The organism is Polyangium fumosum (genome assembly GCF_005144585.1).
GTDB lineage: Bacteria > Myxococcota_A > Polyangia > Polyangiales > Polyangiaceae > Polyangium > Polyangium fumosum.
The window spans coordinates 81,691-106,156 of sequence record NZ_SSMQ01000024.1 but is presented as its reverse complement, the minus strand read 5'-3'; the positions used below and the strand labels follow the sequence as shown (position 1 = coordinate 106,156).

At 68.4% G+C, this 24,466-nt stretch carries 16 protein-coding genes; 7 read left to right on the top strand and 9 right to left on the bottom strand.

Features of this window, described 5'->3' with window-relative positions:
* A complete protein-coding gene (locus E8A74_RS23200; protein ID WP_136931235.1) occupies positions 1–1,197 on the top strand; it encodes a hypothetical protein in 1,197 nt (398 codons plus the stop codon).
* A gap of 795 nt (positions 1,198–1,992) precedes the next feature.
* Here E8A74_RS23200 and E8A74_RS23195 read toward each other — a convergent pair.
* From E8A74_RS23195 to E8A74_RS23170, 6 genes are all read right to left on the bottom strand, one after another.
* On the bottom strand, positions 1,993–3,075 hold the full coding sequence (locus E8A74_RS23195) for a serine/threonine-protein kinase (RefSeq protein ID WP_136931234.1): 1,083 nt from the start codon (positions 3,073–3,075) through the stop codon (positions 1,993–1,995).
* 23 nt (positions 3,076–3,098) lie between these two features.
* Complete coding sequence (locus E8A74_RS52570; protein WP_170229307.1) at positions 3,099–3,719, bottom strand: PE-PGRS family protein; 621 nt, start codon at positions 3,717–3,719, stop codon at positions 3,099–3,101.
* Positions 3,720–3,782: 63 nt separating this feature from the next.
* Complete coding sequence (locus tag E8A74_RS23185; RefSeq protein WP_136931233.1) at positions 3,783–4,460, bottom strand: dienelactone hydrolase family protein; 678 nt, start codon at positions 4,458–4,460, stop codon at positions 3,783–3,785.
* Between the two features lie 286 nt (positions 4,461–4,746).
* On the bottom strand, positions 4,747–7,404 hold the full coding sequence (locus E8A74_RS23180; protein WP_136931232.1) for a serine/threonine-protein kinase: 2,658 nt from the start codon (positions 7,402–7,404) through the stop codon (positions 4,747–4,749).
* Positions 7,405–7,420: 16 nt separating this feature from the next.
* Positions 7,421–8,074: a hypothetical protein gene (locus E8A74_RS23175; RefSeq protein WP_136931231.1), complete on the bottom strand. Its 654-nt coding sequence runs from the start codon at positions 8,072–8,074 to the stop codon at positions 7,421–7,423.
* A 98-nt stretch (positions 8,075–8,172) separates the two neighbouring features.
* Positions 8,173–9,084, bottom strand: coding sequence for a sigma factor-like helix-turn-helix DNA-binding protein (locus E8A74_RS23170; RefSeq protein WP_170229306.1), 912 nt, complete (start codon positions 9,082–9,084; stop codon positions 8,173–8,175).
* A gap of 218 nt (positions 9,085–9,302) precedes the next feature.
* Here E8A74_RS23170 and E8A74_RS23160 point away from each other — a divergent pair, with 218 nt between their 5' ends.
* From E8A74_RS23160 to E8A74_RS23140, 5 genes are all read left to right on the top strand, one after another.
* A complete protein-coding gene (locus tag E8A74_RS23160) occupies positions 9,303–11,210 on the top strand; it encodes a bifunctional homocysteine S-methyltransferase/methylenetetrahydrofolate reductase (protein ID WP_136931229.1) in 1,908 nt (635 codons plus the stop codon).
* A gap of 605 nt (positions 11,211–11,815) precedes the next feature.
* A complete protein-coding gene (locus E8A74_RS23155; protein ID WP_170229305.1) occupies positions 11,816–12,436 on the top strand; it encodes a hypothetical protein in 621 nt (206 codons plus the stop codon).
* A gap of 251 nt (positions 12,437–12,687) precedes the next feature.
* Positions 12,688–14,130 carry a hypothetical protein gene (locus E8A74_RS54910; protein WP_232379703.1) on the top strand — a complete coding sequence of 481 codons (1,443 nt, stop codon included), beginning with the start codon at positions 12,688–12,690 and terminating at the stop codon, positions 14,128–14,130.
* Positions 14,127–16,310, top strand: a complete 2,184-nt coding sequence (locus tag E8A74_RS54905) for a hypothetical protein (protein WP_232379705.1) — start codon at positions 14,127–14,129, stop codon at positions 16,308–16,310. Before E8A74_RS54910 ends, E8A74_RS54905 begins: the two co-directional genes overlap by 4 nt.
* Positions 16,307–17,467 (top strand): hypothetical protein, encoded by a 1,161-nt coding sequence (locus tag E8A74_RS23140; RefSeq protein ID WP_136931227.1) that lies wholly within the window; start codon positions 16,307–16,309, stop codon positions 17,465–17,467. The genes E8A74_RS54905 and E8A74_RS23140 overlap by 4 nt, the downstream gene beginning before the upstream one ends.
* An 18-nt stretch (positions 17,468–17,485) precedes the next feature.
* Here E8A74_RS23140 and E8A74_RS54050 read toward each other — a convergent pair whose 3' ends face one another.
* Positions 17,486–19,018 (bottom strand): SBBP repeat-containing protein, encoded by a 1,533-nt coding sequence (locus tag E8A74_RS54050; RefSeq protein WP_211365429.1) that lies wholly within the window; start codon positions 19,016–19,018, stop codon positions 17,486–17,488.
* Positions 19,019–19,848: 830 nt separating this feature from the next.
* Between E8A74_RS54050 and E8A74_RS23130 the strand changes: the two genes are divergently transcribed.
* Complete coding sequence (locus E8A74_RS23130; RefSeq protein ID WP_136931226.1) at positions 19,849–21,216, top strand: peptidase associated/transthyretin-like domain-containing protein; 1,368 nt, start codon at positions 19,849–19,851, stop codon at positions 21,214–21,216.
* Positions 21,217–21,310: 94 nt separating this feature from the next.
* Here E8A74_RS23130 and E8A74_RS23125 read toward each other — a convergent pair whose 3' ends face one another.
* Both E8A74_RS23125 and E8A74_RS23120 read right to left on the bottom strand, forming a co-directional pair.
* On the bottom strand, positions 21,311–23,425 hold the full coding sequence (locus E8A74_RS23125; protein ID WP_136931225.1) for a S9 family peptidase: 2,115 nt from the start codon (positions 23,423–23,425) through the stop codon (positions 21,311–21,313).
* Between the two features lie 53 nt (positions 23,426–23,478).
* Positions 23,479–24,339, bottom strand: coding sequence for a universal stress protein (locus E8A74_RS23120; protein WP_136931224.1), 861 nt, complete (start codon positions 24,337–24,339; stop codon positions 23,479–23,481).
* Positions 24,340–24,466 lie beyond the last annotated feature (127 nt).

Here is a 24,466-nt window from a genome sequence, read left to right as displayed (position 1 = left end):
ATGCGAATTGTCGCGCTTTTCCCTCTTGTGTCCATCCTCGGCCTGGCTGTCGTTGAAGCCTGCTCGGCGCCACCTTCTTACAATCGTGGCGAGTGCGACCCGGAGGCGCTGGAACCCTCTCCCGCATGTCGCTCCGACGCCGGCTCCGACGCCGCCGACGACGCGGACGGCGGGTCCGACGAGCCGGACGGGGCCCAGGCCACTTGCAGCGACGGCCAGGGGCGCTGCGTCCCCGAGCCGAGCAGCGAGTCGGCTGGGGACTGGCCGCGCACGACGATGCTCCTCTGGTACGGGCCGCGGGAGCTCGCGCCCGCGAACTGCGACGAGGCGCGCAAGCTGGGCGGCTACGGCGAAGACGTCGAGTTCTTCGAGAAGTACCGACGCTTCGCGTATCTCGACGCGCCCCCCGCGGCGTGCGAGTGCTCGTGTCCGAACTCGGAAGGCTCGTGCACCAACCTCCCCGAGACGATCGAGGTTCGCGCCGGGACCTGCGCGGAGGAAGGAGCCCCTGCGCTCCCTTTCGGCGGACCCGCCGGCTGGGACGGCTCGTGCACGAGCACGAACGCCTTGCCGGCGGGGGCTGATTGTGGCGGCGAGCCTTGCGCGCAGTCCGTCTACGCTTCGCCGCTTCCTGGCCCAACGAGCGAGTCTTGCCCGTCGATCACGAAGCCGGCGACCGTCACGACCACGACCGACTGGAAGTGGATCGGCCTCGCCTGCGAGGCGAAGGAGCGCGAGGGCACGTGCGAGACGTCCACGCACCGGTGCATGTACGACCTGCCGTATCCGTTTCTCCAGTGCGTCGCGCTCCGGGGGATACACGCCAAGTGCCCCGGCAACTACGACCGCTATGACCCCATCTACCTCTACGGCGAGGTGCCCATCGACACGCGCGGCTGCACGACGTGCGAGTGCGGGGGAAGCCCCGTCGGGAGCGGCTGCATCGGAAACCTGCGGTTTTACAGCGATGGCGCATGCACCACGGGGGAGAATACGGTGGACGTGGCGTCCTTCGACGAGCAGTGCACGAACGTCTTCCCGCCGGGTCGAGCCCTCGGGAGCAAAGCGATCACGGACCTCGCCTACATCCCCGGCCTCTGCCTCTCGACGGGGGGAGAGCCCACGGGCGCGGCCTCGGAAGACCCCGCCGACGCCGTGACGTTCTGCTGTCTCGCGCCGTTCGAGTTTCCCAAGTAGAACCCCCGTTCCTGCTCGCCGCGTCCGGAAGGACTGCTTCCCGTGCGTGACGCCAAGACGTGGTTTCGAAAAGGGGAGGGCGCGCCCACTTAGACCGGAGTGCCGATAAGGCGTTTTTCTCGGCCCGTCTCCCGGAGACCGGGTGGGTGACTCGAGTTCGTGGATCCGGCGTGGACGCGCCCTCCGACAAAATGTTTGTCCTAGAACGGGTGTCCTGTCAAGCCAAACTTTGTTCGGGGCGATCAGGTGGCGCGGTGTAGCGCAGGGTTCGTCCTGTGCGGGGAGCGGTGCGCGAGGCGTCAGCCTGGGAATGCTCCCTCCCGCACGTGTGCTCCTGCCCGGTCTCTGCCTCGCGACGGGGGGAGAGCAGCCCACAGGCGCGGCCTCGGAAGACCCTGCCGACGCCGTGACGTTCTGCTGCTTCGCGCCGTTTTGGTTCGCCGAGTCGTCAAAGCTCCCACCTATTTTTCACGTTCGTCGATCCGAATCGCCTCCTCGATCATGTAGCGCTGGTGAGGGGCGAGACTCGGACCTCCGGCGAACGCGCGCCAGGCCAAACCGAGGGTTCGACGCTCGTCCCTCCTGCCCGAGCCGAATACGGTCCTCCTGGCCTCGTAAACGAAAAGGCGCCGTGTTTGGCCTCGGGCGGGTTTTCTGCAAAACGACCCGCAGAAGCGGGCGATGGGGGCGCGCGCGTTTGGGCAAGCACCTCTCGCCTCCATCGTCCTCTTCTGCGGGTCGGTGACTTTCAGCGCTCTCGCGCATGCGGCCCGATGAGAGGGCGCCGCCCGCTTTTCACTTCCAGGCCGGCGGCGTCATCCCGAGCTTGTTGTAAAAAAACTTCGCCGCCGTCCGCGAGAGCTGATCCTTCGGCTCGTACACGTCCGGCCCGCGCGGCAAGAGCCCTGCCGACAGCGAACCGAGCCGCTTGCCCATGAGCCGCTCCAGGTCGTCGCCAAACGCCTCCATCGTCGAATACCGATCCTCGGGCTTCTTGCGCAGCGCCTTCAGGATCACGCCCTCCGTCGCCCGATCGATGTTCGGCAGCACGTCCGAGGGCTCGCGCGGCGGCACGATGAGCTGCCTCGCCAGGAGGACCGCGTAATCGTCCGCGCGGAACGGCAGCTCTCCGACCAGCATCCGATACATCATCACGCCGAGCGCATACACGTCCGACCGCGGATCCGACTTGTCCCCCACCACCTGCTCCGGCGGCATGTATTCGGGCGTCCCCACGGCCACCCCCGCCTGCGTGACCGCTTTGGCCGCTTCGAGCTTCGACAACCCGAAATCGAGCACCTTCGTGTTGTAAGGTTCGCCCGGCTCGCCGACCAAAAAGAGATTGTCCGGCTTCACGTCGCGATGCACGATCCCCGCGCGGTGCGCCACTCCGAGCGCCGAGGCCGTGTGCGATAGCACCGGGAGCGCGATGTGGAGCGGCATCGTCGTCTCGCGACGCAGCCAATCCCCGAGCGTCTCGCCGAAGAGGTATTCCATCACGAGGAACGGCACGCCATCCGGCCGCTCCCCCGTATCGAGGACCTTTACGATGTTCGGGTGCGCGAGCGCGTTTGCCGCCTTCGCCTCCCGGTCGAACCGGGCGCGCGCGCCGGGGGCGCGGAGGTGCAGCGAATCGAGCATCTTGATGGCGACCGGCTCGCTCGTGTTTCGATCGAGCGCCAGGTAGATCCGGGCCATGCCCCCCCGACCGATGAGCCCTCGCACCTCGTAGCGGCCTCCGAGCACCACGCCGGTCTCGGACGTGGGCTTGGCGCGGAGCGTCGATACGTCGGGCGTCGCGACGAGCTTGGTCCCGTCGTACGGACAGAAGCGGTGCTCTTCATCCTCGAAACGCCTGAGACAACGTGGGCAGTACATCGGTCCCCGTCCCCTTCAACGAATCACGGCAACGCGCCGCCGCAGATCCAGTCCGACACCACCTGAATCTTCTCGTTGGAGAGCGCGATGGACGGCGGCATCTTGTTCCCACCGCATTTGTCGACGTTCATCATCTTGTCGATGAGGTAGCTCTCCGAGGGGGCGCCCGCCTTGACGCGCATCCGCGTGCCGCCCGCGCATTGCTCGGCCGGCACGTCCACGAGCTCCGCGTGCGCGTTCGCGCTCGTCAGATCGAGCCCCTGCTTCGGCGCCGCGCCCGAATGGCAGCCGCCGACGGCGCAGCTCGCCGACAGGATCGTCTGCACGTCCGCGAAGGCGACGCTCGCCGATCCGCAGGTGCACACGCCGCCCGCGCACGTCTGGCCCGGCGCGCATTGGTTGTCGCAGGCGCCGCAGTTCTCCGGATCCGTCATGGTATCGCCGCAGCCGCCGCCCGCGCCGCCGGACCCGCCCATGCCACCCATGCCACCGCTGCCCGAGCTGCTCGAGCTGCTGCTCGCCGGCGAGCCGCCCGCGCCGCCTTCACCACCGGAGCCGCCGGAGCCGTCCGGCTCGTCCGAGCATCCAGTCCCCGCGAAGCCGAGAGCCGCCGCGCAAGGCACGACGAAAAGCCAAGTCTTCATCCAACGATTCATCGACATCGACCGAAACCTCCAACCAAGTCATCCGAAAAGCGGCCCCGCGGATCAGCCGAGGTGCCGGTGCAAGAAAGCAATCGAGCGGCTCCAGGCGAGCGCGGCCGCCTCCGGGACGTACACGTCCTTGCGCGACTCGTGCGCGAACGCGTGCCCGGCCTCGTACACGTGAAGTTCCATGGATTGCCCGCGCGATTGCATCTGCTCCATCACCGCGCGGGCGTTGTCTGCCCGGGCCCACTCGTCCTGGCTGGCGAAATGCGCGAGGATCGGCGCCTTCACCTTCGCGTAATCGAACTTGTCCGAGGGGGCGAGCCCGTAAAAAGGCACGACGGCCTCGAGCTCCGGCACGAGCGTGGCCGAGGCGAACGAGAGCGCGCCGCCGAGGCAGAATCCGATCACGCCGACGTGCCCGTTGCTGCGCGGATGCGTCTTCAGGTAGGCGGCCGCGCTGCCGATCTCGTCGAGCGCCCGCGGCCAATCGAGGCCTTCCATGAGCTTCTGCGCCTCGGCAGGGTCGACGGTCCAGCGCCCGTGATAGAGATCGGGGATCGCGACGAGGAACCCTTCGCGGGCGAGGCGCGCCGCGACGTGGCGGATTTGTCCGTTGAGCCCCCACCACTCCTGGATAAGCACCACGGCGGGCGCCCGCTCCACGCCCTCGGGCGCCACGAGCTCACCCGGCGCTTCGGCCCCACTTTTCGTCGGAAATTTGATCGGTTCGTACATGGTGCTCGCCTCCGTGCATCCTCGCGCAGCCGCGCGGGCGGGCGGAGCATAGCCTAGAACATCGAGCGGTTTGACCACCGCTCGATGTTCTAGGCTTCTTTTGTCCCGAGGGGGACGCCTCGCGTCCCCCTCTCGGCCAGGCGAAGCCCGGCCAATTCACCCCCCGAGGCGAGCTCGCTTCGCGATCTCGCAGAGCGCCGAACGGTTCGTCGCTCTCGTTCGTCATGGCGCGGGCGGCTGTCGAGGCGGGTGTTCGATACGACGGCGAAGCAACGTTGCGCTCACTTCACCGGAGCCACGCTTCGATCTCTGCGATCTGCGCCTCGGTCCCGGCGCCGAGGGAGCGGTAGAGCTCGACGGCGCGGCGCGCGTGCGGGATCGCCTCGGCCTTCGCGTGGCCCGCGCAGACCCACGCCTTCGCGTGCAGGAACGCGAGGGCCGCCGCGTCCTCGGGCTCGCACGCGGCCTTCGCGCAGATGACGAGCGCGCGCTGCGTTTCGGCGAGTCCCTCGGCGCACGCGCCCTCCGCGACGTACACCTGGCCGACGCCCGTGAGCGCGCGCGCGCGGTCCGGCGCGTCGGGCCCGAGGGCCCGCTCCAAGGCCGCCGCCGACTCGATGTAACGAGCGCGCGCGTCCGGATATCGCTTCAGGCGGTAGAGCGCCTCGGCGAGGTTCGAGGCCGCACGGCCAATCCGCGGATGGTTTGCGCCGAGCGTGCGCTTGTACCCGGCGAGCGCCGCCTCGAACACCGGGACCGCTTCGGTGAAGCGGCCGGCGTTGCCGAGCGCCACGCCGTAGGCATTGAGCGCCTGGAACGCGTCGGGGTGATCGGCGCCGAGCGCCGCGACGAAGAGGTCGTACGACTCCTTCAGCAACGGCAGCGCATCGTCGAAGCGACCCTGGTGCAAGATCGCGCTCGCCAGATTGGAGAGCACGCGGGCGCGGCTCGGATGCGCCTCGCCGAGCCGCTTGCGGACGCTCTCCTCCACGCGGCGAAAATGCTCCTCGGCCAGCCGCAGGTTGCCGCGGCGCGTCTCGATGACCCCGCGCACCATGGCGACGCGATCGAGGATCGGCGCATCGTCGGGGCCGAGCAGCGCGTCCGCTTGGAGTGCCCATCGTTCGCCGTCGTCGGGACGCGCGTGCAGATAACCCACGTAGTAGGCGAGCTCCGCGAACGCCTCGGCGGCGAGGACGCGGCTGCCTATCCGGTGCGCGGCCAGCGCCGCGTCGAACATCTCGCGCTCGGCCTCGTCGAGGCGGCCGAGCGGCTCGAGCGTGCGCGCGTGCTCGACGAGCAATGCGGCCCGCGCGGCGGCGGCGTTCGGCGGCGCCTCGCGCCCGAGCGCGCCCTTGGTGACACGCTCGGCCTCGGCGAATTTTCCGAGCTGCAGCAGGGTTTTTCCGCGCTGCACGTCGGCGCGGATCGCCACGCACGCCTCGCATGGCTCCGCGTCGGCAGGTCCGGCGCGGGCCGCCACGCAGGCGTCGAGCGGCGCCATTCGCTCGACGACGGACGTCGCGCGGTTGACCGCGTCGGCCCCGCCGAGCGAGAGCACCGAGGTGGCGGCATCGAGCTCGGCCAGGCGCTCGTCCAGGCAGGCGACCCGCGCGCGGAAGAGGGGATCGGGCGTCGCAGCATCGACGAGCGCCTCGCACGCCTCGGCGCGCTCGGCCCGCCAGGCCGACGCGCGCGCCGAGACCGCGCCGTCGACGACGCCGAAGGCCTGCGCGGCATACGAGAGGCCCGTGCGGTCGAAGCCCTCACGCACCACGCCGCGACGCGCCTCGTCCCACGCGGCCCGGTGCCGCTCCTCGGCGAGCACGCACGTCGGATGACGGCGAACGGCCTCGTTTGGCCGCGCGACGAGGACGACGCCGAGCGTCAGCAGGGCCGCGCCGATCAGCACCGGGAGGCCGAAACGCCGAGGCTTCTCGATCGCGCGTTCGAGCGCGTCGACGAGCGTGGTCACCGAAGGATGGCGCTCGCGTGGATCGGGATGGAGCCCGCCTTGCAGCAGGCGGCGCACGGCGGGAGGCACCGGCGACGACGCCGGCGCGCGGGGCGCTTGCTCCCGCACGGCCCGCGCGAGCTCGGCGAGGGTCTGACCCGCGAAGGGACGCTCGCCGTACAGCGCTTCCCATAACGACACGCAAAACGCGAACTGGTCGGAGGCCTCGGTGGCCGGCGCGCCTTCGAGCTGATCCGGCGCCATGTAGACCGGCGTCCCGAGGAGCGCGCCCGTCTCCGTGAGGGCCAGGGCGGTCGGCGCGGCCGCTTCGTCGCGGAGCGTCGTTTCGGCGGCCAGGCCGAAGTCGGTGACCTGCGCGCGGCCATCGGCGCGCACGAGGACGTTGTCGGGCTTCAAATCCCGGTGCACGACCCCGGCTGCGTGCGCGGCGGCGAGGCCGCGCCCGACCTGGATCCACAAGCGCACGATCTCGCGCCACGCGCGCGGCTCTCGCGTGGCCCAAACGCGGGCCGACCCGCCGGGGACGAACTCGAGCGCGATGAACGCCTGCTGCTCCCACGTCCCCACGTCGAACACGGTCACGACGTTCGGGTGCGACAGGCGCGCCAGCGTCTGGGCCTCGCGCGCGAGCCGCGCGCGCCGCTGCTCCTCCTCCGCGAAAGGCCGCGACGAGAAGCGCAGAAGCTTCAGCGCCACCTTGCGGTCGAGCTCGGGATCGTAGGCGGCGAACACCTGCCCCATGGCGCCGACGCCGACCCGCTCCACGACGAGATACCGGCCGATCGCCGTCCCGCGTTGCACGAGCGCCGGGGGCGCCGGCGCGGCGGCCCCGCTCGCGCGCAGCGCCGCGGCCACCACGCGCCGGCAGCGGGGGCAGGTGTCGAGATGCTCTTCGGCCTTGGCCAAGGCGGCCCCGTCGAGCTGCCCGACGGACAGCTCGAACAAGAGGTTCTCGTCGAGGCAGGCCATCAGCGCGGCTTCTGCCTCAGGGCAAGACGCACTGCCCCAGCGCGTCGTTGCACTTGAATGCGCTCGGGCAATCGGCGTTGTATTTGCACGGCAGCCCGCCGCACTGGGCGCTCGACTCCACGCAATGCTCCGTGGCCTCGTTGCATTTGGACTCGCCCGAGCAATCGGAGTCGTACATGCACGCGGCACCGTAACACGCCGGGGTCGCGACGGTGATGCGGCAATACGAGCCGAACCCGTACTCGTCGCGGCAGATCGTGCCGACGACCTCCGGCTCGCCGGCGCCGTTGCAGGTCCAGTCCCCGGCCTGCGTCTTGCCGAGGCAATCGGTCTCCGCGACCCATTTGTCCTGGCAGAGATCGGTCTGCGTCTTGCTCATGATGTCGACGCACTGGGCCGTCGAGCTGAACCAGGCGGGGCAGCCGGCGAGCATCGTCTTTTCGCAGAAGACCTGGAGGCGGTCCATTTCGGTGAGGCCGCTGGGCCCGGACGACGTGGACGACGAAGACGACGAGGTGCTGGACGACGAGGTGCTGGACGACGACGGACCGGGGTCGTTGCCGCCCTCGCCCCCGCTCCCGCCCTCGCCGTTGTCGGAGCCGGAGCTCCCGGTGCCGGCGCCGCAGGCGAGGAGGAAAGCGAGAGGGAGCGACCACACGAGTTGTTTCACGACGAGACTCCTTGGTGACGTGGAGGAACACCGCGGCCGGTGCACATGCACCCCGCACCAAGGGACAGGTCGTCTCCGATCGAGGTCGCAACAAATCGTCAGGTCGCATCGGGCGGGGCCTCGGCGCCGTGGGACTCGCGCAGGAGGCGGGACAGGCTGAGGTCGAAGCGGCTGAGCACGCCGCCGAGCAGGCTCTCGAGGTCGTCCGGGCGCAGGCGCAGGCGGCTCGCGAGCGCCTGCCGGGTCCGCGTGGCCAGGAGGTCACGCGCGGCGCCGAGCCAGCGGGCCACGGTCGCGCGATGGGCGCCGTACATCGGCGCGATGTCGTCGATCGAGAGGCCGTCGAGCAAGCTGAGGCGCAAAAGCGCCCGGTCGCGCGACGAGAGCGTGGCGAGCGCCTCGCGAAAGGCCGCGCGGAAGTGCTGCTGCTGGTCCAGCCGGCAGAGCCCCGCCTCCACGTCGGCGGCCTCGGGCAGCGCGGCCAGCGCGTCGTCGTCGTCCTCGATGGGCTTCGCCGCGGCCTCGTCGTTCGCGAGCAGGTGGACCGCGACGGTGCGCACGAACCCGCCGAGGGGCCCGCGCCCGGCGTACAACGCGAGCTTGGGGGGGCCGTGAAGCTCCGTGAGCAGGCGCGTCCGCGTCCGTTGCAGCATCTCGTCGACGCGCGCTTCGTCGGCGCGCATCGACAGCGCGCGCCGCGCCGAGGGCAGGACCTCTCGCTCGAACGCTTCGAGCGCCGCAGACACGCCGCGCAAGCAAGCGGCGGCGAGGTACAGGCCGCCCGCGTCGATGGCGTCGAGCTGCGTGGCGAGGGGCTCGTCCTCGCGGAGCCGGCGGGCCAGGTGACCGAGCCACAGCTCGTCCTCGAACGGGACCGTGGGCCACGCCTCGCGGCCGCGCGCCGCTGCCCGCGCGAGCGCGGCTTCGGCCCGCGCGTCGAGCGCACGACGCAGCGGCTCGGGCAGGCCCGCCTCGAAGGCTTCTCGTGCACTCGTCTCTTTCCCGATCACGGCGCCAGTGTTGCACAGGTCCTCCCCATGACCACCGGGCACGGCGACGCGGCCCGTTGCATGGCGCCGTCCACGCCGCCGCCGTGCAGCCTGGCATTCGCCGCATTGACAATGGCGTCGACGTCCTCGGTCGTGATGTCACGTTCGACCCGGGAGACAGGCGAACGGCGGGCGCTCGTCCGGCCGCCAACGACATCTCCTGTGCTAGGGTGCGCGCGATGTCGAGCGCCCCGTCTGCCCTGACCCCGAAGCCCACGCGTTTCCTCGACGCCGTTCGTCGCGGCGTGCTCGTCGTCGACGGGGGCATGGGGACGCAGATCTACGAGCGAGGCGTCCTCTTCAACGTCAACTACGAAGAGCTCGTCGTCTCGCGCCCCGAGCTCGTCCTCCGCATCCACGAAGACTACGTGCGCGCCGGCGCCCAGGTGGTCGAGACCAACACCTTCGGCGCCAACCGCGTCCGGCTCGCCCGCCACGGCTACGCCGACCGCGTCCGCGAGTTCAACGTCGGCGCTGCCCAGCTCGCCCGCAAGGCCGTGGGCGACCGCGGCTATGTCGCCGGCGCGATCGGCCCGAGTGGCCTCGTATTCGCCGCCTTCGGCGAGGACGACCGCAGCCGCGTGCGCGACGCCTTCGGCGAGCAGGCCGAAGCCCTCGCCGAGGGCGGCGCTGACGTCCTCCTGCTCGAAACGATGCGCCAGCCCGAGGAGTTCCTCCTCGCCATCGACGGCGTCCGCAGGGCCGTCGGCGACGCCTTGCCCATCGTCGCCAATGTCTCCGTCGACGCCGACCTCACCCTCTCCGACGGCACGCCCGTCGCCGACATGGGCGCGCGCCTGCGGGACCTCGGCTGCAATGTCATCGGCGTCAACTGCTCCGACGGCCCGCAGGTCGTCCTCGCCGCGATCGAAAAACTCCTGCCGCTCGACATTCCGCTCTCGGCCATTCCGAACGCCGGCCTTCCCCGCCGCGTCGACGACCGCTTCATTTACGTCTCCACGCCCGAATACTTCGGCGTCTTCGCCCGGCGCCTCTGCAAGCTCGGCGTCCGGCTCATCGGCGGCTGCTGCGGCACGACGCCCGAGCACATTCGCCGCATGGCCGCCGCCGCGCGTATGGAGGCGAGCGCCGCCGCGGGCGCGTGCGAGGATCCCGGTCCACTATGGGTCGGGGTCGCCGATAGCAGCATTCCCCCCGAGCCGCCGGTCCTCGTGATCGGCCAGCGGCCCGTCGCCACGGCGGAAAAGAGCAAACTCGCGGCCAAGATCGGCAAGAAGTTCGTCGTCTCCGTCGAGGTGAACCCGCCCGTCGGCGTCGACCCGAACTCGGCCATCCAGGCTGCGAAGATGCTCGTCACGGGCGGCGTCGACGTCATCAACATCGCGGACGGCGCGCGCGCCCAGGCGCGCATGTCGAACCTCGCGCTCGCCGTGCGTATGCAGGAGGAGCTCGGCGTCGAGACGCTCCTGCACGTCTGCGGCCGGGATCGGAACCTGCTCGGGCAGGTCGCGCACCTGCTCGGCGCCCACGCGCTCGGCATTCGCAACCTCGTCGTGGTCACCGGCGATCCCCCCAAGATGGGCGATTTCCCCGACGCGACGGCCGTCTACGACCTCGACTCGGTCGGCATCCTCCGCCTCGCCTCGCGCCTCAATGCCGGCATCGACCCCGGCGGCAAACCGCTCGGCGGCGTCACCTCGTTTTTCTGCGCGACGGGCGCCGAGCCTGCGGCCTTGAACTACGAGCGCGAAATGGAGCGCCTCAAGCTGAAGAAACGCGCCGGGGCCGAATTGATCATGACGCAGCCGGTCTACGACCCGAGCGTGCTCGATCGATTCTTGAAAGACGCCGAGCCCCTGGGCCTGCCCGTCCTCGTCGGCATCCTGCCGCTCGCGAGCCACAAGAACGCCGAGTTCCTCCACAACGAGGTCCCCGGCATGCAGATCCCGCGGGAGGTGCGCGACCGCATGCAACGCGCCGGCAGCGGCCCCGCCGCGCGCAAGGAGGGCGTCGCCATTGCCCGGGAGATGCTCGCGGCGGTGCGAAACCGCGTCGCGGGGGCGTACATCATGCCCCCGCTCGGGCGGTATGAGCTTGCGCTCGAGGTGATGGACGGGATCGTTTGACGTAAAACGCCCCCCGACGACCGAGCGACCCCGGAGAGCCAAAGTTCGAGGAGGATGGCAGCAAGATCGGCGGCGCGGCCGATCCCGAGATTCCATCCCTGAAGGGGCAATCCAAGCGGCCGTTGGGCGAACAGTTCCTCGCCGCCGCCTCGAACCTTCCGCGACCGGAGGCCAGCAACGACGTCGCCGCTTCCGTCTCGGTCTAGCCCCGGGAAGCCGAGAACGACGTCGCGCAGGGAGGTGACGCCGACGCCGCCGCTCCGGCCGAGAACGACGGTGAGCTCGTGCTCTCGGTCGTCTGACGACCCACCCGCGCACGACGGCGGTCCCGGGTGCGGCTCCGGAAAGCGAAGGGAGCTTCCGCGAGGACCGCCTGGAAGTTGGCCCCCTTGTGAACGGGGAGCGGAAGATCCGGGACCATGCTGCCGACTCCGCCAAAGAAGCTCAACGAATCCTCGAGAACACGGTCCCCGCATCCGGCCACGACAGCTCAGCCGAGGAGACCGCCGAGCATCGGACCCGAGAGGCCGCCGCACCCGGCGACGATCATACAGCCCAAGTCCGCTTTCGGGACGCCCGTGGCGAGGGCGCCGCATCCCGCGACAGTGGCGCAGCGGCGCGAGGCCCAGATGCGGCAGGTGAAGCACGCCGCCGTCCAGCGCATGGAAATCGAAGAGGATGATAGCTCTCTCGTATGTAAACACTGTAATGATTTTCTTGGCATAAAGGCGCTATGGGAAAACGATCTCGTCAAGGTTACCAAGTGTATCTTCAAGTCGAGCCTCTATGTCATCAGCAAGCGCCATCGGGAAGATGACGAACTGGACGTAGCGATCGAGCACCTGCACCAGACAGTGGAGTTCGCCCAGATGCTCGGTTGGCCCAGCATCACTCACGTGGTGATGCACATCGGGCCGACCAAAAAAAAGAGCGGGAATTCATACGACGGGTACGAGCACTTTCACTCATTCGTTATATTCGATCCTAAAAACAAGGAATTGGAGAGAAAGTATCAAAGTGGACCATCGTGGGCCCGCGACATGCCTGTGGCTACGGAGTTGTGGGGGAACGTATCTGTGATCAAATACGCGAGGGATGACTATGTGCTAGGGGTAGAGGAAGTGTACCGGTTGAGCCGGAAGCAACGAGTCAATGGGCTCACTCCTGTTTATTTTTCGATTGTCTTCGAGAACGGAGCGCCGAAGACCACCCAATTCAGTATCTGACGACCCGAAGAGAGTGTTTCACAGCCAGCGGTAGCTCGGAACCGCACCCCCCTTCCCCCTCTCCGCGCGGCGGCTGAGCATGGGTCTCATCCCGAAGGCGCCTCGCCGGGGCAACGCCCCGGCGCAGTGAGGGTCGGCAAAGGGGGGCCGACCCCGGACAGACAACGTCTGCCCACCTCGTGTTTTGTCTTGCCCGACCCGTTCGTCTTCCTGATAGATAGGCCACAGCTCATCGCAGGAGGTGGTTCCAGATGAGACGAGGGGATCTTCTCGTCGCGGCGCTCGTCGTCGCGGCGCCGGGCGTCGTGTTGCCTGGGTGTTTGTGGTCGTTCGGGGAGGACGAAGGGCAGGGCCGCATTTGCGCGGCGCCGGTGGAAGGAGGCGAGTTTTGCGTCTCGTCGGGCGAGGGACCCGCGAGCGCGTGGAGGCAGGCGGCGGCGCATGGATCCCGGCCCATCGAGATATGGGCCGAGTGGCCGGAGGGGAGGACGCTCGACGCGCTCGTGACGAACCGCGAGGACGTGGAGCAGTGGCTCGGGGATATGGACGACGCGCTCCGATACGTGCGTGAGGACGAGCGATGCGCCGAGTCCTACAGGGCGAGCATGGCAGGTCGGGTACGGGAAAGGCTCGTGTCAGCCCGCATCCAGCAAAATCAACGGCTCGCGGAAGAGCCGATCGACGCGGTGGGGAGGTTCGAGGAGGCGCTCGCGGAGAAGGCGAACAGCGATGAGGATCCGCTCGTCGCGGAGATCGCGGCGGACAAGCTTTCCATGGGCGCCGTGCAAGGCGTGCTCGATCAAGTGACGCTCGATGTCGGGCCGCTCTCGGCGGCGTATGCGGATCTCGCGGCGGATTTCGTGGCGTATCGAGAGACGGAGTCCGCGGAGCTGGATACGTACGCAAAGTTCGCGGCGAAGGCGTCGATGGCGGCCGAAACCGAGCTCGACGCGATCGCGTCGAGCGTGCTCGAAACGGCGCATGGCGCAAGCGCGGCGCCGCAGGAGATGGCGCTCCGGGCGATGAAGCTCTCGGCGGCGGTGACGCAATTCGAGGTCGCGTCCGAGGTGGCGCTCGCACCGCATACGGATTTCATGGCGGCGCACGGCGCGGCGGATCCCGACCTGACCTCCGGGGCGCAACGCTCCATCCACGCGATGCTCGGGTATGTCGAGCGGCGCGTTCGTCAGAGTGATCGGGCGGCCATGGCGTTGCTCTTCGGGATTGCGATGCGCAGGCAAGCGCTGCAATTGCTCGAGGAGAGCCAATCCGTGCGGGAGACGGTCGCTGAGGCGAAGATCGCGAAGGCGGAGGTGACCTTTCACGAGAGCGCGGAGGCGCAAGTGCTCGCGTTCGAGAAGGCGGCGCCTCAGGGCGTGAAGCTGTCGCTCCCGTACCTCGCGAAGCGGTACGACGAGGTCATAGCCTTCTTGCAGATGCGCCCGCTCTGCGAGTTGCCGTCGTCCTCCTGGCGTGAGGCCGGCTGCGCGGCGATGCGTCCGCATTTCAAGGCGGCGGCGACGTACCGCGCGACGACGTTGCCGGGGCTCGTCAAGACAGGGCTCTCGAAAATGAAGGTGCAAGGCGTGGGCGGCGCGCTCCTCGACGCGGCGGCGGCGAAGCTCGCGGCAGGCGATGTGAAGGGCGCTGCTGTTTTGCACGATGCCGCATTGCGTGGCGCGGAGGGGACATGAATCGATTGCTTGTTTGCTGGATCGTGGCGTTCGTCCTTCTCGTGCCTGCGCATGCGCGGGCAGGCACACCGTACAGCGTTCACTGGGAAATGCTCCAGGAGAGCAACTCTTGCGAGGATGCCCGGCTGAACATCCCCGGCGGTGCGTATTTCCACGCGAACCGGATGCCGCTCGCGACGTTCGAGGTTCCGGGGGCCTACACTTCGATCCCCAACGGCCCGAAGAGCAACGTGGCGGAGGCCCCGTTCGACTCCGTGCTCCTCCGCATGGGGACGAACGAATTCACCTTCGGCATCCAGAACGCCAAGGGCAACGATACCTGCGTCCACCAGCAGAACTTCGTGACGCTCGTCTCGATCCCGCTCGGGATCCAAAAGCCTCTCTTCAACGTTCGACGTGATGGGACCGCCTTTCGCGGCAGCACGCAGGTCGGGCTCACGCTTTCGGAGATCAATCCTCCGCTCGCCCAGGCCATCGCGAATCTGGAGGTCGAGATCGCGGCGGAGCGGAAATGGCTCATCGAGAACGCGTCGAAAGCCGCGAACCTCGCGGAGAGGCTCGATCTGCTCCAGCAGCTCGACACGGAATTGCACGATCTCGTGTCCCGGCCGCTCGACGAGATCAGCGAGGCGGACCTCGATGCGATCCTGGAGCGGTATGGAGACGTGGTCGATGAGGCCACGCGGGCCGCGCTTTCGCAGCTTCTTTCCGACCTGAAGAAGAGCGTCCAGGATTTGAAGGACGAGCTTGCGAGCTTGCTCGAACATTTCGGCGCGCAGGCGGACGCGGTGGCGGATCTGGTGACGGGGGAGGCGCGGGCGGCAGGGTTTTCGCCGGATGATCCTTGGGAGTATTCGCTGACGTCGTCCGAGGTGCCGTGGGTCGAGGTGCCCGACGTCTCGGGCGCGGCGGGGGCGTTCGAGCCGGGGAAGGATCCTTATGCGGCGTATGCGGATGCCGTGATTGAGGCGCTGTCGCAGGACGTCGAGGGCGGCAAGGTGGTCCTGCGCGGGGACTTCGTGACGAATGTGCGGGCGTGGCGGTCGAATACGGCGGCGATCGAGAAGGCGCTGGCCACGCGGGTGAGTGTTTCGCAGGCGGAGACGAGCGCGTTCTTGCAGGCGCAGATTCGCGTCACGGAGTACGTGCGGCAGTTCATGGATGCGTCGGATTGGTTTCTGGATTCGCCGATCCCCGCGGATGTCCGGGCGCAGGTGGACGGGGTTCTGAAGAATGCTTTCGCTGAGATGGCGGAGCAGATGAAGGAGAGCCTCAATGTGTGGGAGGCGATCGTGCTCGGGCCGGAGCAGGGCTCGTTCATGGAGACGGTGCGGGCGTTCGCGGGGGCGATGTCGACGGTCGGGGAAGGGGCGGCGGCGTATGCGGAGGTGATGCAGACGCTGGTGCATGCGTCGTCGCGGATCGCGATCGGATTCGTGCCGTATGCGGGGCCTGCGCTCGACCTTTGCGAGGCGGTGACGGGCAAGCTCCTGTGTTTGCCCGGAGGGAAGGATCTTTCCACGGAGGAGCGGATCTTCTCGGGGGTGGGTTTCGGGTTCGGCAAGATCACGAAAGCTTGGGCGGGGATCAAGGCGGCTGGGGTCAAGCCGGGGGCGAAGATTGTCGCGGCGGGGGTGCTCGGGAATACGGATGAGTTCCTCAAGGCGTTGCAGAAGAGCCGGAGGATGAAGTACAAGACCCTCAACGGGGCGATGAAGGGGGCGGTCGGGTCGATCGCGAATGAGTTCGAGGGCAAGGCGGGGCTCTACCTGATGGAGACGGAGGGACGAGCGATGATCGGGGTGGGGGATGATGGGGTGCGGAAGGTGCTGGATATTCCCGACGCATCACCTCCTGGGACGATTTTGGGCAGGGCGGCGGATTACCTCACGGTGACAAAGGGGAACAAGCTGGCTGTAAGCGAGGTGAAGAGCGGCGGGAGCATCGACGTGGGGGATACGCTGAAGCAACTGCAGAACACGATGAACAAGCTGAAGGCGGAGAACCTCGCCGGAGACGTCGACAGGGTCGAGATCATCATGAAAAAATTCGACGGTGGGTTTGGGGAGCCGATCTACGGTGTCAAGGACGGATACCTGATCAAGACCATCGACGGAAAGACGACGACCATCGGGATCGATGGATTTCCGCTGCTCTTGGTGAGAGTGCTCAAGTTATGAGCGAATCCGGGCCGTTCTTCTTCGCGTGGTGCGACAAAGCGGACAGGGCCGAAGCCTTCGTGGCGGCCTTGCCCGCGCTCTATGGGGATCCGCCCTATAACGTGGAGCTGAGCTCGCGCGAGCGTTGGCTATACGAGGAACACAGAGAGCTTTCGCTCGAGGAGGTGCGAGCGCTCGTGCGCGCGCATCTCGGCAAGGATGATGAGGAGGTGCGGGCGAATTTGGGCATGCGGCTCCGTTCGGGGCAGGGGACCTCTCCAAGCGTCTCCAGCCGTGCCGAATCGTCCGCAGCACGAACCTCATGCATCCCGATGAAGATATGGGTGGATGATCAGAGGGAGTTCTTTCCCCCCCGCATCGAGTTCGCCCTCGGAGAGGGGCCGCGCTCCGCGTCGGTCGAGGCGGCTGCCATCGCGATCGACACGCAAGGCGACGTGGAGCAGTTCCTCCTCGGCCTCTGTGCGCCTGCGGCAGGGATCGTGACGACGGGCGCGTGTTCCTATTGCTGGCCATGGGGGGCGCCTTTGGAGTGCAACGCGACGTATCACGCCGATGCAGCATCCGTCGCGCGCGACGTCGCCCTCTCGTGGGTTCATCTGCACGACGGGTACCATATCGGAGCCGTCGCGGGGCTCTCCCTCGAAGAGCTCGCCGCGCGCGTCGAAGCGGCCCCCGCAGGCGCGCGTGTCGGCATTGCGAACTCCCTCGATCGCGTGGAAAAGCATTTCCACGAGGATCACGAAGCGAGCAAGTCCTTCCCCACCCGCGCCCCCGGCCCCGAGCTTGCGCGCAAGGGCCCCCGCCCGATCCGGCCGGGTGACGAGGAGCTGACCCGTGAGCAGGTCTTGCGGGCCATCGCGGAGCCGCCGGCCGCGCTCCTGGACGCCCTCGAAGCGGCAGCCTTCCCGGATGATGAATGGCGCGCGGCCGAGCCGCTCGCCCAGGCGGCGATCGAAGCGAAGAAGCATGGGGCACCCACGCTGGAGATCGCTGTCACGAGCAAACACCGGCGCTTCATCGAATCCCACGCCCCCTACCATGTCCGCAGGCTCTCGAACGGAGGCGTCCTCCTCGCGACACATCCCTTCCGCACGCTTTGGCCCTTCTGGGCCGACGCGCTCGCGCTCCTTGGAATTCGGCCGAGAGGCGGAGGCTGAGAGCGCGAGGATACGCTCTCAGGGAACAATCTTCACAAGGAAACCACTCCCCGGATACTCCGACGGCGCTTGCATCTGCGACACGCCGTTGAAATCGAGCGTCGACTCGAAGTAGCCCGCGACGAAGATGTTGCCTTGCGGGTCCACGGCGATGTCGGAGGCGTCCTGCTGGCTCTCCGTGCCGGACAGCACGGTGCTGTAGAGGTGGTTTCCTGAGGGATCGAGCTTGACGACGTAGGAGTCCACCCACCAGGAGCCGTCCGGGTTGTCCAGGATCCCTCCGCCGAAATCGAAGGGACCGATGAATTGGCCCGTGAAGGCCACGTTGCCTACCGGGTCGACCGCGAGATCCTTGAAGTACCTCGCTCCCCCCTCGAACTCGTCCAGGGACTTGAACTGCCTCGCCCACATTTGCGCGCCCGAGGCGCCGCTGAATTTCGCGACGTGGATGTCCTTCAGCGCATACCCATTGCTCGGCAGGCCCGCGGCGAGGATGGTGCCCTCGGCGTCGAAGGCGACGCCGGACATGTCCGTGTCGACCGGGACGCTGAAGAGCGTGTTTCCCGCGGCGTCGAGCTTGACCAGGAATCCATAGGTCGAACCCGGCAGGGGACCCTTGCCGAAATCGGGCTGCCCCTCGCGTAACCCCACGATGGCCACTTCGCCTGCCGGGGTCACCGCAATCGCCCACGGAAACACCTTGTCGGCGTCCGCGAGGGTCGTGATCTTCTTGCTGAAGATGTGCTCTCCGCCGGGGCCGTATTTCGCGAGGAAGAGGTTATCGTCGAGCTCGATGTAGCCGCCGTCGAAATCGATGCCGTTGGGATCGATGCCCGTGACCAGCACGTTTCCTGCTGCGTCCGCTGCGAGGTAACGGCGCGTGTACTCGACGCCGTCCGCGTACCCGATGATCTTGGCCCACAGGCCGTGGCCCGAGCCGTCGAGCTTGGCCACGAAAGAATGCCCAGAGGCCTCGGTGGTGAGGGTCACGCCGTCGAGATCGAGCTCATACTTGAAGATGCCGCTCAGGAGCAGGTTGCCGTCGCCGTCGATGGCGAGCCTGTCGACGCGCGTTCCCCCATCGCCGCCAAAGGCCTTGGCGTAGAGGATCTGGCCCTGTGCGTCGAACTGCGCGAGGTAGATCGAGCCGTGCGCGGGCGGGTCGATCGGGCCCAATCCAAGATCGATCGTCTGGTAGAAGACCCCTGCCACGTAGACATTGCCTGCCTTGTCCACGGCGACCTGCTGGCCGTCGTAGTCGGCAGGCAGCTTCTTGCTCCACGCCATGACGCCGGGATTGCTGGTGCCGCCTTGGCCGCCCGCTCCGCCTTGTCCGCCGTCGCCGCCTTGTCCACCGCCGCCGCCTTGGCCGCCCGCGCCGCCTTGCCCGCCCGCGCCGCCTTGGCCACCGGCGCCGCCTTGTCCCTCGGGGGTTCCTTGTCCGCTGGTGCCGCCGCAGGCTGCCGAAAACACGAGGCAAGCAATGCCGAGGACATGGATACCCGGCCATGCCGAACGAAGGCGGTTCGAATTCGCACGAAGAAAGGTCACGTTGTTTGCTCCTCTATCTCGCTCGATACCGCGTCGTGTCGTTCATGCGAAAACCTCTTCGCATGAAAAGCCGCGGCGAGCGCTGGTTGCTTCGGCCGCGCTTGGCAATGCCCGTGCCAGCGCATTCGGCGCGGGGGCTCGGTGGGAGCGCGCGAAAACGCTCGTGCAAATTGCGCAGCATTGGCCCAGGTTGGCTCAGCCCGCGGGGCCTTCCTCGACGGTATCCTGCGAGCCCGCGCGACGTGTTGCCAGAAATCGCGTGGGCGGGTCGGCGACTTCGTCGTCATGGTCCGACGACGTCGTCCACGAGGTCGACGAGGTCATCGACCTGGTCCCCCGACGTCGTCGCGACGATCGGCGACGTCGTTGCACGGGATCGACGAGGTCATCGACCTGGTCCGGCGACCTCGTCGGCAAGGTCGGCGACGTCGTCCATCAGGTCGACGAGGTCATCGACCTGGTCCGGCGACGTCGTCGAGACGATCGGCGACCTCGTCGGACGGGTCCAACGACCTCGTCGAGCAGGCCGGCGAAGTCGTCGACCTTGCCGACGACCTCGTGGGCCGGGTCCGACGACCTCGTCCACGAGCGCGGGCAGGAAAGCCCAGCCTCTCGGCTCGAGCGTGCGGGACGACCAACCCCCCGTGGCATGGCCCCTGCGGATGCCCGCACCCGGGAGGAGAATGATGATCCGACGTACCCACGTTGCACAGGCCGCGACCCTTCTTGCTTTGGCTTCCTTCCCTGCGTGCGGCGGCAAGGACGAAGGTACAGGCGGCCCGCCATCGTCGAACCCTCCAGGCCCCTCGGAGAGCGGCGAGCGTGACGCCGTGTCCGTCCGCGCGATCGACCGCTGGATCGGAGAAAACGCCACCGTCGAGGCCCCCCGAGACCTCCGCACGACCCGCATCGAGGCCCTCGTCCCCCTGGGCGGCGGGCAGTGGCGGACATTCGAAGGCACGGGCAAGGCGGATGGCTCGGTCGTCATCCCCGGCGTCCCCGAGGGTCCGTATGTCCTCCACGTGGGCGACGTCGAATATATCTACACCTCGGCCAGGGTCGTCGACCTCGGCGGCGCAATCGCCGGGCGCAAGGATGCCCCGCGCGCGACGGTTCCGACCAAGCTCGCCCTGGACATCACGAACCTCGATCCTTGGCAGGCCCCTGATGACCTCCAATTGTTCGTCCCGAACAGCGGTGCAGGGCAGAGGATGTTCGGCTCGGGCACGGGCGCCGAGAACTGGCCTGCGGTTGGCGACACCACGCTCGAGAGGTTCACCGTAAACTGGGCGGGTTTCGCCTACAGCAGCCTCATCGACGCGGGCAAGGGGGATGTCCTCACGGTCTCCCAGCTCTCGCAGCAGACGGGCGCTTCCGGCGTGCCTTACGCCATCGTCACGCGATTCGCGAGCTTCGACGACATCACGCAGACCGACGGGAGCACCGTCTCGAAGAGCGGCGCGTTCACCGGCGTCCCGTCGAACCTGAGCGCCTCGCTCGATGTACATACGACGAAATTCGCGAGCCACGTCGCAGCGGTGAACCCCAAGGCCGTCGACCAGGGTACCTTCGTCGAGATCCGCACGCAGCCCGGCAATACGCTCGCCCCCATCGGCTCTTCGGCGACGCTTCTTTTCCTCGGCCTCGCTGCCGGAACCGCCGACGTGAATCTGGGCGCGATCCCGTATGGAAACCCGTATCCCGCGGCCTGGGGGAGCTCCGTGGTCGTCTCCCACTATGGCCTGGTGGACTATACCGCGCCCGGCGTGGCGACCCCGTGGAGCGACTACGGTGTCATCATGTTCAGCCGTGATGTCGCGAGCGTCAGCGGGCGGCCCATCGATCCGCCTTTGAGCCCGGTCCAGGACCTCGAGGTCAATGGGAAAAGCGCGTTCAGCGATCAGACGGGCGTCACCCGGACACCACGCTTGAGCTGGAAGGCGCCGGCCGTCGGGACGCCGACGCATTACACGATCGTGGTCTCGAAACCCACCGGGAACTCGATCGGGCAGGTTGTCGCGATGCTGCACACGAAGGACACGAAGGTTGATCTTCCGCCGCGCATCCTCGAGGGCGCGAGCGCCTTTTATGTCCGTGTCCAGGCCTATGCGTCGGCTGTCGACATCACGACCCACCCGTACGGCTACCCCGCAGACTTCGCGCGGGCAGATGTCTTGTCGAACATCCTCGTACCCTGACGCCGCACGGGAGAGCGCTCGGACCGCTGGGAGGTAGCGGGCGACCGCTGGGAAGCCGCAGCACGGCTCGAACCCTGCACGCGGCTTCCCAGGCTCAGTGCGCCGCGTACCACGCCGCCCAGGTGGTCCAGAGGTGCACCTGGTGGGCCGGCTCCCCGAAGCCATGCGGCTCGCGGGGGTAGCGGTGGAAGCGCACCTCGCAGCCGATGTCCGTCAGGGCGCGGTAGAGCAACCAGCCGTTGATGGGGGGCACGCGCGTGTCCTCGTCGCCGTGCGCGATCAGCGTCGGGGTCGCCACGTTGCTCACCGAGCGCAGCGGGTTCGAGTCGGCGAACTCCTCGGGCTGCTTCCAGGGATTGCCGCGGAACTCCCATTGCGCGGCTTCTCCGTGGTTGATGTCCGAGTTCGCGTACTGCGCCACCACGTCCACGACCCCCGCGCCCACCAGCGCGGCCCGGTAGCGGCGCGTATGGCCGATGGTCCACGCCGTGACGAACCCGCCCCAGGACCAGCCGCCATAATAAAGCCGCTGCGGATCGACGCGTCCGGCCTTGATGAGCGCGTCCACGCCGCTCTCGATGTCGGCGAACTCGACCTCGCCGAGGCGGCCCCGGTTCGCCGCATAAAAGGCCTGCCCATAACCAAAGCTGCCGCGGTAGTTCGGGCGCAGCACGGAATAGCCGCGCGCCGCCATGTATTGCGCGAAGGGGCTGAACCCGTCCTGGCTCACGTCGTCCGGCCCGCCGTGCGGGTAGACCAAAAGCGGCGCAGGCCCCGCGCCCGCGTGCGGCGAGACCGTGAGAACGCCCTCGATCTCCTGGCCGTCCGCGTTCTTCCAGCGCACCACCTCGCTCTTCGCGAGCGTCCATCCCCCGACGCGCGACGCTTGCGGCGCGACCACCTGCAGCGCGCCGGTTTGCAGGTCGACCACCGTCGGCGCATGGGGATCGGTCGGCGCGGACGAGAGCGTCGCCGCAAACCGCCCCGATCGGTCCGTGGTGCCGAGGGGGCTGAGGATACGCGTCGTCCGGCCGAGCTGGGTCGGGCTGCCGCCCGCGGCCGGGACACGCACGAGCTTGGTCCCGGTCCGCTCGGCGACGAGCAGCGTCAGGTTCCGGCTGTCGCCCGACCAGGCGAAGCTCGTGATCGTCGCGTCGAGCTTGTCCGCCACGTCCCAGGATCGCCCGCTCGTGGCCTCGTACACGTGGAGCGCGTTGAGCATCGAGAGCGTGTTCTTTCCGCTGTGCACGGCCAGGTGGCGCCCGTCCGGCGACCACGCGAGGTGGCCGAGCGGCCGCGGCTCCCGGGTCAACTCGCGGACGAGGGCCCCGTCGGCGGCGCCGAGGATGCGCACCGAGTGCGAGATGGCCACGTCATGGGGCTCCGCCGACGGCGAGGTGATCACCGCGAACGTCCGCCCGTCCGGCGACCAGCGGAACGTGATCACGTTCTCCTTGCCCGACGTCACCCGCCGCGGGGCCTTGTCGCCGCGCACCATCACCCAGAGCTGCGACGACCGGAAGTGGCTGGCCTCGTCGACCACGCCGCCCTTGCGCCAGGCGGCCTCTTTCTCGGCCGCGGTGAGCGGCGGCGCGGCCGTGAAGGCAATCGCGCGGCCGTCGGGCGAGAAATCGTAGTCCTCGAGGTCCAGCTCGCCCAGGTCGAGCACCTCGGCCTCGCCGCCATCGAGCGGGAGCACGTGGATCTTGCGCCCCTTGCCCTGCGCGCGCACGAAGGCGAGGGCGCGGCCGTCCGGCAGCCATCTCGGGTTTCCGACGGATGGTTCGGCCCGCGTGAGCTGCCGGGGCGTCCCGCCCGCGCGCCCCACCACCCAGAGCTGCGCCTCGGATTTCCAGCCGCCGGACGTGTCGTTGTCCGAGGGCTGCGCGTCCGGGTCGAGCCGCGACGTTCGCACGACGTAGGCGACCTGCTGCCCGTCCGGGGAGATGCTGACGGCCTGGATACGCGGCAGGGACGCGACGTCCACCGCGAGCGGGCGCGTCTCGGCATGCGCCTCCGCCGGGAGCGTGGGCACAGGGGCCGGCGCGGAGGCGGCGGGCGTGGCGGGCGTGGTCCACGGGGGCAACACGGCCGCGCTCGGGGAGGTGGGGGCCGTGGAGGTCGCGGAAGGCGTGGCGGGGTCCGGGGCGGTCGCCGCGCCGCAGCCGAAGAGGGCGAGGGCCAGGAAGGTCGAAACGCGCGTGCGCATGGGGGACGGACGCTAGCACGCCCCCGACGAAGAAGGCCCACGGGCGCTCGTGATCAGCCGGCCGTCGCGCGTACGATCAGCACGTCGCTCGGCAGCGTGGAGAGCAGGCGCATGGCCACGCTGCCGAGGAGGGCGCCCAGGATCCCGGTGCGACCTGCGGTGCCGAGCACGACGAGGTCGATCCCACGGGTATGGGTGAGATCGGACAGGAGCACGCCGGGGTCGCCGTATTCGCAGATCAGCGGGATGGCGTGGCCCGACCCGGTCTTCGCGTGGAGGCCCTCGAGGAACGCCTGTCCCTCGTCGAGCGCCCGGTGATGCGCCGCATCGCGCGCGGAGATCCGGTCGTCGATGTGTCCTTCGAAGAACACGTCGTAGGCGTGGAAGAGGCTGAGCTTCGCGCTCGGCGGGAGCAGGGCGAACGCCGTCGGGAGCGCGTCGCGGGAGCTCTCGGAGTAGTCGGTCGTGAGCATCACGTTCCGGTAGGCTTCGTGGGGCCGCGACTTCACGACGAGCAGCGGGACCCGGGTCTTTCGCACGATCTGCTCGACGGTGTTGCCGAGGAGCATGCGCCCGAGCGTCTCGCCGCGCGCCACGCCGGTGACGATGAGATCGGGCTTCACCCGCTCGATGGCCCCGAGGACGACCGAGGCCGGGTCCCCTTGCTCCACCACCATGTCGACGTGGACCTTCGGGTCCTTGGGCATGTCGGCGCGGATCTGCTGCAAGGCGAGCTGCGCGGGGGTGAGCGTCTGGCGCCACGAGGGGAGGTCCGTTGCCTGCGTCGCATCCTCGACCGCATGCACGACCGTGAGGCTCGCGTGCCACGTGGAGGCGAGGAGGACCGCGCGGTCCAGGGCACGATCACATCGGCAGCTCAGGTCGGTCGCGAGGAGGATGTTTTTGCGGGTCACGGAGTCTCCATCGTTTGTGGTGCAACGACGTTATCGAAACCCGTCCATGACGGCAACAGGCCGAGGAAGGTTTTCCCGCGTGCCTGCACATCGGCGTTGGATCCGTTGCGATCTTCCTGCTGAAGAT

Bases quoted from the DNA above. Each gene is read 5' to 3' on its own strand.
- E8A74_RS23200 (WP_136931235.1), top strand. From the start codon at position 1: ATGCGAATTGTCGCGCTTTTCCCTCTTGTGTCCATCCTCGGCCTGGCT.
- E8A74_RS23195 (WP_136931234.1), bottom strand. From the start codon at position 3,075: ATGTACTGCCCACGTTGTCTCAGGCGTTTCGAGGATGAAGAGCACCGC.
- E8A74_RS52570 (WP_170229307.1), bottom strand. From the start codon at position 3,719: ATGAAGACTTGGCTTTTCGTCGTGCCTTGCGCGGCGGCTCTCGGCTTC.
- E8A74_RS23185 (WP_136931233.1), bottom strand. From the start codon at position 4,460: ATGTACGAACCGATCAAATTTCCGACGAAAAGTGGGGCCGAAGCGCCG.
- E8A74_RS23180 (WP_136931232.1), bottom strand. From the start codon at position 7,404: ATGGCCTGCCTCGACGAGAACCTCTTGTTCGAGCTGTCCGTCGGGCAG.
- E8A74_RS23160 (WP_136931229.1), top strand. From the start codon at position 9,303: ATGTCGAGCGCCCCGTCTGCCCTGACCCCGAAGCCCACGCGTTTCCTC.
- E8A74_RS54910 (WP_232379703.1), top strand. From the start codon at position 12,688: ATGAGACGAGGGGATCTTCTCGTCGCGGCGCTCGTCGTCGCGGCGCCG.
- E8A74_RS54905 (WP_232379705.1), top strand. From the start codon at position 14,127: ATGAATCGATTGCTTGTTTGCTGGATCGTGGCGTTCGTCCTTCTCGTG.
- E8A74_RS23140 (WP_136931227.1), top strand. From the start codon at position 16,307: ATGAGCGAATCCGGGCCGTTCTTCTTCGCGTGGTGCGACAAAGCGGAC.
- E8A74_RS23125 (WP_136931225.1), bottom strand. From the start codon at position 23,425: ATGCGCACGCGCGTTTCGACCTTCCTGGCCCTCGCCCTCTTCGGCTGC.